9 protein-coding genes are annotated in these 12082 nt (G+C 65.1%); 3 read left to right on the top strand and 6 right to left on the bottom strand.

What is annotated here, in order from left to right; translation table 11 throughout:
• Positions 1–122 precede the first annotated feature (122 nt).
• Positions 123–1235 carry a heparan-alpha-glucosaminide N-acetyltransferase domain-containing protein gene (locus tag LZC95_28540; GenBank protein ID WXA90399.1) on the top strand — a complete coding sequence of 371 codons (1113 nt, stop codon included), beginning with the start codon at positions 123–125 and terminating at the stop codon, positions 1233–1235.
• Here LZC95_28540 and LZC95_28535 read toward each other — a convergent pair.
• The 4 genes from LZC95_28535 to LZC95_28520 all read right to left on the bottom strand — a co-directional run bounded on the left by LZC95_28535 (position 1226) and on the right by LZC95_28520 (position 6184).
• Positions 1226–2482: a VWA-like domain-containing protein gene (locus LZC95_28535; protein ID WXA90398.1), complete on the bottom strand. Its 1257-nt coding sequence runs from the start codon at positions 2480–2482 to the stop codon at positions 1226–1228. The genes LZC95_28540 and LZC95_28535 overlap by 10 nt on opposite strands.
• Entirely contained in the window at positions 2479–3807 is a 1329-nt protein-coding gene (locus tag LZC95_28530; GenBank protein WXA90397.1) for a MoxR family ATPase, read from the bottom strand. The genes LZC95_28535 and LZC95_28530 overlap by 4 nt, the downstream gene beginning before the upstream one ends.
• Positions 3808–3918: 111 nt before the next feature.
• Positions 3919–5508 (bottom strand): SulP family inorganic anion transporter, encoded by a 1590-nt coding sequence (locus LZC95_28525; GenBank protein ID WXA90396.1) that lies wholly within the window; start codon positions 5506–5508, stop codon positions 3919–3921.
• 10 nt (positions 5509–5518) lie between these two features.
• The gene (locus LZC95_28520) at positions 5519–6184 is read right to left on the bottom strand and encodes a carbonic anhydrase (protein WXA90395.1); all 666 of its coding nucleotides are present in this window, start codon (positions 6182–6184) and stop codon (positions 5519–5521) included.
• Between the two features lie 490 nt (positions 6185–6674).
• Between LZC95_28520 and LZC95_28515 the strand changes: the two genes are divergently transcribed.
• Both LZC95_28515 and LZC95_28510 read left to right on the top strand, forming a co-directional pair.
• The gene (locus tag LZC95_28515) at positions 6675–7415 is read left to right on the top strand and encodes a hypothetical protein (protein ID WXA90394.1); all 741 of its coding nucleotides are present in this window, start codon (positions 6675–6677) and stop codon (positions 7413–7415) included.
• Between the two features lie 239 nt (positions 7416–7654).
• The gene (locus LZC95_28510; protein WXA90393.1) at positions 7655–8701 is read left to right on the top strand and encodes a hydrophobin family protein; all 1047 of its coding nucleotides are present in this window, start codon (positions 7655–7657) and stop codon (positions 8699–8701) included.
• Between the two features lie 10 nt (positions 8702–8711).
• Here the strand turns inward: LZC95_28510 and LZC95_28505 are convergent, their stop codons facing one another.
• Positions 8712–9362, bottom strand: a complete 651-nt coding sequence (locus tag LZC95_28505) for a class I SAM-dependent methyltransferase (protein ID WXA90392.1) — start codon at positions 9360–9362, stop codon at positions 8712–8714.
• A 15-nt stretch (positions 9363–9377) separates the two neighbouring features.
• Positions 9378–12074: a protein kinase gene (locus LZC95_28500; GenBank protein ID WXA90391.1), complete on the bottom strand. Its 2697-nt coding sequence runs from the start codon at positions 12072–12074 to the stop codon at positions 9378–9380.
• Between the last annotated feature and the right edge of the window lie 8 nt (positions 12075–12082).

Below are 12082 nucleotides of genomic sequence, written 5' to 3'. Positions count from 1 at the left end.
TTGCGCATCATCGCGCGTTCGACAACGTATCTCTGCGCTCGCGTGCGCGGCGCGATTGGTCCATTGCGATGCGGACCATGACAGCCATGATACGTTCGCGCCATCATGGGGACTCCTCATTCATGGATCGAGTGATTCGCGCCACGGAACGCATCGAATCGGTGGACCTTCTGCGCGGCATCGTGATGGCGATCATGACGCTCGACCACGTGCGCGACTTCTTCTCGAACGCCGGGTTCGACCCGACGGACTTGGACCAAACGACGCCGGCGTTCTTCGCGACCCGGTGGATCACCCACTTCTGCGCGCCCGTTTTCGTGTTTCTCGCCGGAACGGGCGCCTACTTGAGCCGGCGACCCAAGCCGGAGCTGGCCAAGTTTCTCGTGACCCGCGGGCTCTGGCTCGTGTTCCTCGAGATCATCTGGGTTCGCGCGTGGTGGACGTGGCACCTTCTGCCGGGCACCGTGGTGCTCCAGGTGATTTGGGCCCTGGGCTGCAGCATGGTCGCCCTCGCGGTCCTCGTCTTTTTGCCGCTGCGGGTGCTCACCGTGTTCGCGGTAGCCATGATTGGCCTCCACGATGCGCTCGATGGGGTGCACGCGGAGACCCTGGGCTCGTTCAAGGCCGCGTGGCTCGTGGCGCACGAGTCGGGCGTCTTGTCCCAGCCCGGGCCAAGTACGATTTACGTCGCGTATCCGCTCGTACCGTGGATAGGCGTGATGGCCGCAGGATATGCCTTTGGTGCGCTTCTTCAGGGCGAGGCCGCGTTGCGGCGACGTCGGGTGGCCTGGCTCGGTGGGGCCGTGCTCCTGCTCTTCGTCGTGCTGCGCACCGCAAACGTGTACGGAGATCCGCAGCCCTGGAGCGTGCAGGCGCGTGGCGCGATCTTTACGTTCATCTCGTTTCTCAATTGTTCGAAGTACCCGCCGTCGCTTCTTTATCTGGCCATGACCCTGGGGCCGGCGCTGCTGGTGCTTTCGGCGCTGGATCGTCCTGGGTTGGCGCTCGCACGTGCGGCCCGGCCCTTTCTCGTGCTCGGGCGCGTGCCGCTGTTCTTTTACCTGCTGCATTTACCGCTCATTCACGCGGCGGCGCTCGTTGCGGGCCGGAATGGCTATGGCTTGGGGACGGTGTACGTGGTTTGGCTCGCGGCCTTGGCCTTGCTGTATGGGCCTTGCCACTGGTTTGCCGAGGTCAAACGGCGCAATCGGTCCGCGTGGCTCAGTTATTTGTGAGGCCGCAACCGTGCGCGTTGGCCCCAGGGGCAGCCGAAGGCGGTGGGCTTCGTCAGGACCCAGAGCGTCGGAACCGGTGGGGGCTCCGGTGCGAAGGGGCCGTCTCCGTCGGTGAAATAGACGACGCCGTCGACGTCATGTGCGCCGAGAACCTCGGGCGCGAACACCGGTCGCAGATCGGTGCCACCGCGCCCGGTGACCTTGTCGATGCGCCCCGCGAAGGGATAGATGCGTGAGACGGCGGCGTCGCACTCGGCCACGATGACGTGGGCCCGCTCGGAGAGCACCATCAACTGGCGGGCGATATCCTCGAGCTCGATTTTGCTCATGCTCAAGGACGTGTCGATGGCGATGAGCAGGTGCGGAACGTCCGAGCGGCGGAGCGACCAGCTGCGGCCGGGCACCTCGAAAATGCGATGGGGAAAGCGCCGGCTTGGACGCGACCACGTGTGCACCGGCGCCCGGGCGCGCGCGGCGAACATCTGCAGTGCCGTGCGCCAATCCAGGGGCTCGTCGGGCAGGCGCGTCGTGTCCATGAGCTCTTCGACGATGCGCGCCGGCGTTCGTCCGGCCAGGAGAAAGCGGCGGGGCACATCGCGGTCTTGCTGCGCTTCTTCGGCCTCGTGCTCCTGTGATTCTTCGCTCACCGCGTTGGCCACGAGGATGGCCGTCTGCGCCACACCGCCTGGCGCAGCCCGCCCGCGCGCCAAAAAGCGATGGTCATCGACGGTGCCCGCGCCTTGCTCACCGGCCGACGGACGCGGGCGCACCCCTGTTTTCTTCGCATGCTCCACGAGGATCTCATAGCGCTCGCGCGTGCTCTGCCCCGGGCGGATGCCCACGTTCGAGTATGCGCGGCAGGTCACCGCCGGGGGCAGCGGCTCCTCGATGTACTCGTTGGCAGACATTTCCACCGCGAGGTCCATCAGCTCGGGCTCCTCGACGTCGACGAACTTGGGGTGCGTCAGATGACCCAAGACCACGTGGTGCACTTCATGAAGAAGCACGCCGCGCAAGAACTGGGGCTCGGCCATGAAGGATTCCACGTTGACGTGCAGGTAAAGCCGGCCCTCGTGCAGCGAGATGGCCATGCGCTTCACGGAGGGATCGGCAACCGGCGTGATCTTCGCGAGAATGGCCGCGTAATAAGGGTACGCCTCGAGAAAGCTCGGATCGCGCACGAACCCGTCGAGCCACCTTTCGAGTTCGCTCGCGGATTTGCCCGCATTCACCGGGGTTGCACTCACGTGCCCGGTCGCACCGGGGTGATGCCGACGCGCTTCAAGGTCTCCACCAGCACCAAGGCGTCGCGTTCGGGCAGCTGCGTGAGCACGTGTCCGAGGCTGGTGCGTGCCACGTTGCTCTTTTTGAGCTCGGGCAGGCGCGAGGGTTGCTCCACGAAGACGCAAAGGGCGGTGATCAGCAGCGAAATCCGGTGCCGTTTGACCGGATCCGCACGCCAGGCCGCGAGCTTTTTCTCGGCGGCGCTGCCAGGAAAGCGCGCCAGGAGCTCGCTGGGCTCGACGTCGATGAGCGGCGTCGCCGTCACGTTGGAGCCGATGGCCTCTTGCAGCTTCTCGCGCTGATCGCCGGGCAGATCGGCGAGCAGCGCCTCGAACGACGCGAGGAGCAATTGCTTTTGCGCGACCAGCACGCCCGCCTCGGGGCCCGCCAGCAGCGGTGCCAGCCGATGCACGATTTCGTCGATGCGGTCCGTCTGGCCACGATCGCGGTAGCCGGTGATCTCGCGCGCGCGGGGCGAGTCGGCGGTGTACGCGGCGAGCAGCTCGCGCACGTCGAACGAGAGCTGCGAGCCCCACGATGCACGTGACGCCAAGAGCGCTTCGACCCACGCCGCGGGCAAGTACCCACCGAGCGCATCGCGCAGGAGTGCACCATCGTGCAATTCGGCCGGCGAGAACGCGCGCAGAAGCTCCGAGGCGTACGCCCAGGTTCGCGGTGGAACGTCGTCCAAGATGCGCTCGTGCCCGTGGGCCAGCGCCACGATGCCGGGGTGCAGATTGTGCGTCTGCGCCCACGCGAGCCACGCACCGCGATCGGCGCGCACGTTGACCTGCAGAAAGCGCGCGCGCAGCGCCTTGTCGAGGGCGGTCACATGGTACTCCGCGGTCTGCGGGTTGACGGTGGCCACGCAGATCCAACCCTGCGGAAGCTCGTACTCGTGCAGCCGCCGCGCGGAGAGCAGCTGCAAGGCGGGCTGCTGGATGTACCGCTCGGCGCGATTGAGCTCCTCGAGCAAAAGGATCCCGGAGCCATCGCGCGGCAACACCGAGGGCAGCGCGTAGTGCGTGCGCCCATCGTCGCGCACCACCGGCAGCCCGACGAGATCGGGCGGTTCGAGCAGGCTCAAGTCCAACACGGTGGTGGCGATGCCCAGCTTGTCCGCCACGCTCCGCACGATTTCACTTTTGCCGATGCCCGTCGGCCCTTCGAGCAAGACGGCCCGCCGTGCCCGATAGGCCACGTCGAGCACGCGCTCCAACCGCGGACCCACGGGTACTGCGAGAGGACGCAACGCTTCGTTCGATGCCGATGCTTTCGCCGATGCCACGGTCCTTCATCTAGCAAAACTCGACCGGACACCACAAAAGATGACACGCGCCAATCGCGAAAGCGTTGGCGCGTGGAAAGATACCGACGAAAAAGGCTGGTGCGGAAGGAGCTAGGCGGCCCCCGCGAGGGGATCGCCCTCCTTCGGCATGGCCTCGTTCTCGACCTGTGGGGTCGCCTTGCGGTGGTTGCCTCGGTGCGAATGGTAACGCTGCTCGAGGGCATGCCAGTCGACCACGACCGAACCGCCTTGGGTGCGATGCTGCTTCTCCCAATTGGTGAGAAACTCCAAGGTGGCGTGATCGACGTGGTCGAGCTCGTCGAAGTGGATGTGCAGCTCGCGTCCCGGCGGCACGCGGTCCACGGTTTCGGCGATGTCGGCCAGGCGGAAGAACGTGGCCGTTCCGCGCAGACGGAGCACGGCGCGAGCCTGCTCGGGAATGTCCTCGAGATGAATTTCCATGCGGGACATGCGGTAGAGGAGCTTCGCAATGGCCAGGCCCAGGCCCACCATCACGCCCTTGAGCAAGTCCGTGGCGACGATGGCGACGACCGTGACGGCGTAGATGGCCACCTCGCTCTTCCCGAACTTGGAGAGCTCCTTCATCATCTTGACGTTGACCAGCTTGTAGCCGGTAAAGACGAGGATGGCGGCCAAGCTGGCGACCGGCACGAGCCGCAACACCTGGGGCAGGGCCACCACGAGCACGAGGATCCACACGCCGTGCAGGAAGGCGGAGAGCCTGGACTTCGCACCGGCTTGGACATTGGCCGAGGAACGGACGATGACGCCCGTCATGGGAAGCGCACCCACGAGGCCGCAGAGCATGTTTCCGACGCCCTGGGCGAAGAGCTCGCGGTTGTAGTTCGTCCGCGGTCCGGTGTGCATGCGGTCGACGGCGCCCGCGCAGAGCAACGTCTCCGCGCTAGCAACGACGGCCAAGGCCATCGCCGTGCCCCACACGGCCGGATTCGTCAGCAACTGGAGCGAGGCCGACGTGGGCAGTGAGATGGACGCGGTGAGATCGCTCGGTACGTTGACGTGGGCGATGGAGAAGCCGAAAACGTTGGCCACGATGGTGCCCACCACGACCCCCACGAGCGGGCCGGGGATGAGGCGCAAACGCGCCGGCACACGCGTCCAGAGCAAGAGCGTCGCGATGCTGACGACGCCGACCAGGGCCGCCTGCTGGTGGTGGATGTTCCCTTCGGGGAACAGCGCCTTCCACACCGCCATCGGGATGCTGATCAGGTTCAACCAGCCGCTGCTCTTCGGCTTGTCGTCCACCATGACGTGGAACTGGCCCGCGAAGATCAGCACGCCGATGCCGGCGAGCATGCCGTGGATGACCGACGGCGGAACGGCTCGGAACCAGCGACCTCCCTTGACCAGGGCCGCCGCGGCTTGAATGGCGCCCGCGAGGAGCACCATCACGCCGAGCGCGGCCAGGCCGTGGTGTTGAATGAGCTGCCAGACGATGACCGTGAGGCCCGCCGCAGGCCCGCTGACCTGCAGGGGTGAGCCCTGGATGGTGCCCACCACGAGCCCGCCGATGATTCCGGTCATCAGGCCCGCGGCGGGTGGAGCGCCCGATGCGATGGCGATTCCCATGCACAGCGGAAGGGCCACCAGGAAGACGACGACGGACGCGAGGAGGTCCTGCGAGTAGGTGCGACTGCTGTTATGGGCTTTCGATTCCATCGAACGAGGCTCAGATAGATTGGAAGTGGGTGACGGGTTCGGGAGCAGCCGGCAGGCGCGCGTCTGCGACGGGCAAGAACTGCCGTTGCTCGGGATCGAATGCGAACACTTCGCCGGTCTCGATCTTGTAGACCCAGCCATGCAGGCGGAGCGTTCCTCCGGCGATGCCTGCGGCGACCATCGGCTGCGTGCGCAGATGCTCGAGCTGCACGAGCACGTTCTCCTGCACGGTCGCCGTGACGCGCGCCTCGCCCTCGAGGTGGCGGTAGTGTTCGCGGATGATCTGCCGCGTCGCCTCCGCATGCGCCAGCCAGCTGGCCACGCGCGGGAGCTCGTTCACGTCGGCGGGATGCACGACGGCTTTCATGGCGCCACAACGCGTATGGCCGCAGATGATGATGTCCTTCACCTTGAGCGCGGCAATCGCGTATTCGATGGTGGCTGCCTCACCGCCCACGTGCAGGCTGTGCGGTGGAATGATGTTTCCGGCGTTTCGGATGATGAACAACTCGCCGGGCTGCGTCTGCGTGATGAGGTTGGGATTGATGCGCGAGTCCGAGCACGTGATGAAGAGAGTCTCGGGGTTCTGACCGGTCGCCAGCTTCTCGAACAACTCTCGCTGCGGACGGAAAATGCTGCGTTGAAACTCGTGAATCCCTTGAATCAGCTTTTGCATGTTGGCTCCGTGACAATCCAGGTGATGGCTGGCGAACCTCGACTCGACGCCGATATCCGGGCGCTGCACATCTACCCTTCCAAAATCCGTCTAAATTCGAACGGTCGATCGCTAAATTTAAATTTAGCGTGACCCTTCATGAATGAAGTATGGCGAAGAGGACCGCGCCTTCTTCCCATACGACGCCGTGGACAACCTGATGGCGCGCCGATTTGTTTCCCGCCGATTACTGATTTTAAAGTGGGGAATCGGTAATCCGATTTGCGCTCGAAAATGCCAGACGAAGTTACGCATGGCCCATCCTGCTTTCCCTGCGATGTTCTTGGCGGGACCGTTCTTGGTCATGGGTGTTTGATCAAGAGAAGCAGAAGCCGGCGGTCTTTCGTCTCGTACCGCGGTGCGCTGTAGACGATATGAAGCGTCAAAGTGCGGGTTGCAAGGGACGTTTTTGCGATTGTTCGAAACGTGATCGTATCGATTCGTAAATGGAATGGTGCATCGCATTTCGATAATACCGAATGCCAATCAAGATCTCACCGCGGCAGCCGGAGCGTTCCCGATTGCCAATCGCGAAATCGAACTATCGCGTCGCGCGGCGCGCGATCCGTGGAGGGAGCCCGCCGTTGCGTGGGGCCCTCACCGCGAACGTTCGCGGTACGAAGCCGTCACTGCCCAGCAAATGGCCCTCGGACGGATGGCGCTGAAATGGCGCCCGATGCCGTCGCGCAGACGTATCTCAGGCTCGTGGAGGGGGACTCGGGCACTCGGCGTCGACGTCACTAACCGGCCGCTCGATTGCAACCCGCTCCCACCCCTTCAGATCCTTGCCGTGCTGCGAGGTATCGATGACCCGTTCGAACTTTGCGACGGGCTCATCATGACGACTGTCTTCTTCCTCTTCCGGCGGGAAAGCCATGGAAGCGTTCCCGTTTTGGCCATCCTGCTCGTTCCGCTCGCGATCCACCGCAACCTGCGCGGGCGCCATTGCGGACGCGACCGAGAGATGGACCGTCGCCCAAGCCGCAAACGACGATCCTACCGGCACGGCGCTAAAAATAAGCGCCATGAGGCCGCAAAGGACGGCGAGCAGGGCAGAGCGGCGTGCGGAAACGCGATTCACGGAACTCGAAAGTCTAAGGTATCCAGCAACCTTCTTCAACCCTTTCTGACTGTCAAAGTGCCGGGAATAACTCCGTTTCTCACGTTTCGTACAGCCATGCCGAACAAGTAAGGCGTTGGTTTACGAACTTCGTGTCGGAAGTGTTTCGATACGGCAAACCTCGGCAGGACTGGACGTGTAGCCGTTCAGCGAGTGGACAGCGACAGTGCGTACTTCCATCCCTTAAGCGGTATTCGCATTCCGAAAGGCGCAATCCACAGTAGCGCAGGTCACCCATTGCGCGGCGATGTTGACGTGTCATCCCCGCCGGCCCGTTCGTTGCTGAAGCAACGAGTGGGGAGGGGACAACCATGAAAGGTCATCGTTTGGGATACGGAGTGAGGGCTCTATCGATTCTCGGCCTTGTCGCGGGGGCCGCGGCTTGCGGGGCTGGCGCAGGCGGAGAAGGGCAGGCGACCCAAGATGTCACGCCAGGGGCGGCGATGCCGAACGAGTTGGGGCTCTCCTCGCGGTCGGAGGCGAATACGGCGACGGTTTTTGCAAGCCTCTGGCTCTTCGGGCACGACACGCTGACGATCGGTCCGACGGCCGTGCACCGCGCGACCCATGGCGGGGCAGGCGGAACGGATCATCCGTTCGTGGACATCGATGTGAAATTGGGCGACTTGCGGTTGCTTCGTGTGGAGGGGGCCGAGAGCAATCCGAAAAATACGAAGACCAGCACCAGCGTGAGTGCCACCGGGCAGACGAATGCGGGCGACGTGACGATGCTCAATGGTTTGGTCGTGCTTCGCAATCTCGTCGCGGAATCGAAGTGCGAGGCCACGGCGGCCGGCCAAGAGTGCCACGGGACCATGTCGGTCAGTGAATTGACCATCGGCGGGAAGAAGATTCCGTTACTGGAGATTGCGCCGAATACGAAGTTGCGGGTGAACAGCCTCCTTGCGATTCCGGGGCTCGACGTGAAGTTGCCCGTGGATCTGGAGCTCGTGCTGAACGAGCAGTTGGTGTCCACGGATCCCGCAACGTCGACGAGCGCGCTCATCGTGAACGTGGCGCATCTCTCGGGGGCGGCGAGCATCGAGGGCCTGGTAAGCTTGATGGTCGACGTCATCGAGGGCGGCCCTGGATCCACCGTTGGGCAGCCCGTCGACGCGTGCAATGTCGGAGCGGTTCAGTGTTGCAACTCGGTGCAGAGTGCGGACGATCCTTCGGTGCAAGCGCTTTTGAGCAATTTGAATGGTACCGCGGCACCGGATGCGCTCGTCGGACTCCAGTGCAACCCCATTTCGGTCATCGGTGCCGGCGGCAACTCGTGCAGCGCACAGCCCGTTTGCTGCCAAAATAACGGCTACAACGGCCTGATTAACGTCGGTTGCAGCCCAGTGGCTCTTTGACGACTGGATCTCAGCCTGCCGAATACGGTTTACGCGCGAGAATATAGGCGCGCTGCGTGGGGTGCTCGATCTCGGTGTGAGGGGCGCGCTCGAGGTACGCTTCGATGCGAAATCCTGCAGCGACGAAGGCACCCTCGACGATGGCGCGCTCGAAGCATACGAAGTCCAGATTCACCGGTTTGCCGAATAGCTCGTTGCGGTGCACGACTTCGGTGCCCAAGTGAAAGGATGCGAGGGCCAGGCCCGAGGGACGCAGCACTCGGAAAAACTCGCGGCAGGCCTGGGTGAGTTCCTCGCGGTGGAAGTGCACGATGGCATAGAGCGCGACCAGGCCTGCATACGAGGCATTGGCATCTTCGAGCGCGAGCATCGAGCCGACGCGAAAGGGGATATTCGGCAACCGGCGCTTTGCCTCGGCGATCATTTCCGGGGCGAGGTCCACGCCGGTGACGTCGATGCCGCGCTCACGAAGCGCACGCGCGCTTTGCCCCGGCCCGCAGCCCACGTCGAGCACCGGCCCCGTGCCGCGGACTTGATCGGCAAAAACGTCGAGCAGCGCACGATCGAACGGCTTGTGCCGAAGCTCGTCGAAGAAATGCTCCGCGTACGCTCCGGCGATATGGCTGTAGCTCTCCTCGATGTCGCGCTGTTTGGCGGTCATCGAATCACCATACCATCAGGATTTGCACGCGAGGGCGCGCATCCGTCGCTCGGCTTCGATGGCCGTCACGGAGCGCGGTGTCGCATGGCCCCATCGGTCGACCACGAAACGGTACGCGGTGCAGGCGGCGGCGGTCTCGCCCAGCTTCTCCTTGGCCATGCCGAGCCAGAGGTGCGCGCGCACGTTGACGAAGGGGTACTCGAGGCTCTGGCAGGCGCGTGCCCCGTTTTCCAGCAGCGGCAACGCCCGGGCCGGATTTCCCGCCTGCAAAAAGATGTGCCCCGCAAAGGTGTCGAGCACGCCGACGTGCCAGGCCACGTGGAAATGGCGCGCGCCCTCCCGCGGCCCGATCGACGGGGCGTTGCCCGTGGCCTCGACGGCGTCCGCCTGCGACTCCAACTTGCTCGCACCCCAGGTGAGCGCCCACCGCTCGAATGCATTGACCGAGCCCTCGTTTGCGCGTTCCCAGGTGCGCGCGGCCTCGTGCCATTGTGCCGCCGTGCGGCGTCCGCCGCGGAAGGCCGCCCCGAGAAGCCACGCCTCCGTCGGCGCAGCCGACACCGCGATGGTTTGATCCGGTGTCCATGCGTCCTTGCGCAGCAACGCCTGCTCGGCGACCTGCGAAGCGCGTGCGGGGTCGCCCATTTCGAACAGTGACTCCGCGGAGAGCATCGCCCTCGCCCAATGCGACTCGCGCGATGCGGAGTTCGCGAGGTGCCGCTCGAGCCGCTCGGCCGTGGCGAGCGCCGCGTCGAATTGCCCGAGCCAAGCCTCCAATTGCGCGCGGTCCAAGAGGCGCTCGCCTTCGCGCACATCGTCGGGCAGGCGACCATAGCGCTGCTGCAGCACTTCCTCGATGGCCTCCTTGGGCGCCCGTGTGGTCGCGAGGGTCTCGGCCAGGCTGCGGTAGACGGTGGGGTCGTCGGGGTCCCAGGACGAGCGACGACGCGCAAAGGACACGGCCTCGTCGCACTTCCCCTCGCGACTCAAGGCGAAGACGCGATCCTTCATGCAGTCGACCGAGCCTGGCGATATCGTCAGGCATCGCTCGAGCGCGGCCTGCACTTCGTTGTCGCGGCCCAGGTGCTCGAGGAGGCGCGCCTGCGTTTGCCATGCATCGGAATACGTGGGATCCAACTCCGCGGCCCGCCGCACCAGCTCGAGCGCCGCCTCGAAGTCCTCCGGACCTTTGGCGACGTTCATCCGCTCGCCGGCGGCGCGAAAGAGCAGCTCGGCATCCATGGGAAAACGACGCACGGCTTCGTCGAGACGTCGCACCGCCTCTTCTCGCCGGGGGACGTCCTCGGTGACGACCATGGCGAACGCCTCGAGCACCAAGCGATCGCGCTCGCTCAACGCATCGCGCAGCCGCGCGATCTCCCGCAGGCGCTCGCGCCGGAGCGAGATGGGTACGACCTGCTCGCGGCTGATGAGAAAGCGCCGGAGGACGGCCTGCGGGCACGAAGGATCCGCTTGCGCCGCGAGATCGAACGCACGGGCGGCACCGTCCCACCGGCCCTCGTGCAGCTCCTGAAGGCCGTGTTGGTAAGCTGCCACCGCGCGAGGGTTGCACGAAGGCGCCGCAGGAAACGCGGTCAGCACGGTGGGGCCGGGCGGCGGGGCTGCCTGCGGCGTCGGATCGGGTGCACGCTGCCAGGGGCGAAACGCGACACCGATGGCCGCGCCTGCGATGGCCACCGCGATGGCTGCGTGCATCCATCGCGGTCGCCACGCGCGGGTCGTCGGCGGCGGATCGATGGTCTTGTCCACCGACTTGACCGAGTGGGGCGCTACGTACACGAGGCGGTGCGAGGTGAGCGTTTGGCCCAAGACGCCCTGGGCGATGCGCAGGAGGACGCGTTCCACGTCGGACGCGGATGCCGGCCGCCTTTCGCGCTCCTTGGAGAGGAGCTGCATCACCAGCGCATCGAGATCGGGCGGCACGTCCGGGCGAAGCTCGCTCGGCCTTGGCGGATGTTGCGTGAGCAACAGCGAAAGCACCGTGACGGGATCCGGGCCAGCGAAGGGGTCGCGGTAGGTGAGGCAGCGAAAGAGCACGCAGCCCAAGGAAAAGAGATCCGCGCGCCCGTCGAGGTGCTCTTCGCCGCGCGCTTGCTCGGGGGCCATGTAGCCCACGGTTCCGAGCATCGTCCCGGCGGTGGTCTCGTGTTCCGTGTTGGCCGCCCGCACGATGCCGAAATCGGCGAGCTTGGGCCGCCGCAGGTTACCGCCCACGAGCAAGATGTTGCTCGGCTTGACGTCGCGATGAACGATGCCGATGGCATGCGCCGCGGCGAGCGCACTGGCCAGGCGCTGCCCCAGCTCGAGCACGTCCTCCAGCGGCAGCTGTTCGCGCTGGTCGATGGCGCGCCCGAGCCGCGCGCTCAAGTTCTCACCCTCGATCCATTCGATGGCCAGGTAGGGCGAGCCATCCTCTGCGATGCCTTGGGCCAGGTAACGCACGATGTCCGGGTGCTCCAGCTTGCCCAGCGCGTCGGCCTCGGTGGCAAAGCGTCGGATGGCCGTCGCATCGGTTTTGCGCAACACCTTGAGTGCGACCGCACGCTCGGTCATGCGATCGAAGGCGCGGTAGACGATCCCCATGCCACCTCGACCGGCTTCCTTCTCGACGAGGAAGCGACCTTCGGCGAAGGGCAGGTGAGGCTCGATGCCACGGAATTCCCCCGTGACACCGCGAGACAGGTCGTCCAATGCAGCGC

This window comes from Sorangiineae bacterium MSr12523 (assembly GCA_037157775.1).
In the GTDB taxonomy this organism is placed as follows: Bacteria; Myxococcota_A; Polyangia; order Polyangiales; family Polyangiaceae; genus Pendulispora; species Pendulispora brunnea.
This window is presented reverse-complemented; position numbering and strand designations above follow the sequence as displayed.

Coding starts and splice junctions, on each gene's coding strand:
- LZC95_28515 (WXA90394.1), top strand. CDS start 6,675: ATGGTGCATCGCATTTCGATAATACCGAATGCCAATCAAGATCTCACC.
- LZC95_28505 (WXA90392.1), bottom strand. CDS start 9,362: ATGACCGCCAAACAGCGCGACATCGAGGAGAGCTACAGCCATATCGCC.
- LZC95_28510 (WXA90393.1), top strand. CDS start 7,655: ATGAAAGGTCATCGTTTGGGATACGGAGTGAGGGCTCTATCGATTCTC.
- LZC95_28520 (WXA90395.1), bottom strand. CDS start 6,184: ATGCAAAAGCTGATTCAAGGGATTCACGAGTTTCAACGCAGCATTTTC.
- LZC95_28540 (WXA90399.1), top strand. CDS start 123: ATGGATCGAGTGATTCGCGCCACGGAACGCATCGAATCGGTGGACCTT.
- LZC95_28525 (WXA90396.1), bottom strand. CDS start 5,508: ATGGAATCGAAAGCCCATAACAGCAGTCGCACCTACTCGCAGGACCTC.